The organism is Nocardiopsis sp. NPDC055824, assembly GCF_053616335.1.
Window position 1 is genome coordinate 1 of record NZ_JBSHDN010000408.1, and the last position, 1,382, is coordinate 1,382.

Annotated in this window: 1 protein-coding gene; it reads right to left on the reverse strand. The window is 74.1% G+C overall.

Translation table 11 applies throughout. From position 1 onward, the window contains the following. Positions 1-212: 212 nt before the first annotated feature. Positions 213-1,271 (reverse strand): trypsin-like serine peptidase, encoded by a 1,059-nt coding sequence (locus ACWGL3_RS32205; protein ID WP_267948409.1) that lies wholly within the window; start codon positions 1,269-1,271, stop codon positions 213-215. Positions 1,272-1,382 lie beyond the last annotated feature (111 nt).

Genomic DNA, 1,382 nt, shown 5'->3' on the forward strand with positions numbered 1-1,382 from the left:
CCCCTCCCGTGCGCCCGCCGGAGCGGCGGCCACCGCCTCCCCGGCCCGGGCCGGGGAGGCGGCCGTCGGGCCGCCTCCCACCGCGCCGACCGCGCCCGGACGGCCGAACCCGGGCCGACCTTCGCCGCTCGTCCCGCGAGAGAGGACCCGGCGACCGCTCGCGGCGATCGGCGCAGGCGCCGAGCCGACCGCAAGCGCCCGCGGACCACGTCCTAGAGCCCCGCGGCGTGGTCGTACAGCTTGCGCGCCTCCGCGCCCAGCCGGGGGCCGTACTGGGTGGAGCGGTCGTCGGCGTACTTGAAGCTGACCACCGAGGAGATCGTGCCCCGTCCGGTCGAGGTGTCGAAGCCCGTGAACCAGGGCCCGCCGCTGGACCCCTGCGTCATGCTGCACCGCACGCCGTTGGCGGTGGTGCCGCCCGTGTCCGGCCTGGTGCGGCCCGAGCAGTAGTGCAGGTCCTGGCCGTCGAAGGGCGAGGCCGAGGGGTATCCGAACGTGTACACCTGCACGCCGTCGCGGACCTTGTCCGCGGTCCAGGAGCCGAACGAGATCCGCTGGGACCCGACCTCGTCCTGGACGGCGGTCCCGCCGCTCTTGTTCAGCACCACCATGGCGAAGTCGTAGCTGTCGTCGGCCTCGCGCGACCACTGCGGGGCGACGAGCATGTCGCGGGCGGTGAACCTGCCGTACGGGTCCTTCCCGGCGTCGTGGCCCGGCACGAAGGTCCAGTTGCGCGCCCACGACCCCTTGCCGTCCTTGGCGCAGTGGCCCGCGGTGACCACGGTGCTCTTGTTGGCGGAGTCCACGACCGAGGCCGAACAGGTGAAGTCGCGGCCGTCCATGGTCAGGTAGACCTTGCCGGTGGTCTTCGTGACCAGGCCGCCGGCGGTCCAGCGCTCACCCCGGCTGTCGGCGCGCGGGGACGCCTGGTGGTCGACGCCGTCCGGAGCGGGGTGCGCCGCGGGCGGCAGGAGGGCTCCCTCCAGCATGCTGGTGATGGGCTGGGCCGCGGCCATCCGCTCGGCGGTCCAGTAGTCCAGCACGGCCCGGTGCTGGGTGCTCGTGACGGCCGCCGTCTGGTGGGAGATCCCGTCCACGCGCGTCGTCGCCTCACCACTGGCGCGGGCGGGCGCGGCGTGCTGCGGCGTCCCGGCGGCCCGGGTGGCGGCGGAGGCCGGTGCGGGGAGTCTCTCGACGAGGGCCAGTCCTCCCAGGGCGACCGCGACGGCGGCCAGGGGGGCGAGGATCTTGTGTGAGGTGGACGAGGTCATGCCCACGATCTTTGCACACTTTGGGTAACTCAACGGCTACTTTGAGTTTGTGTCTCGGGGGGTGGGGAAGTGCGGTCGGCCGCCTCCGGCGCGGGGGCCGTGCCGGAGGCC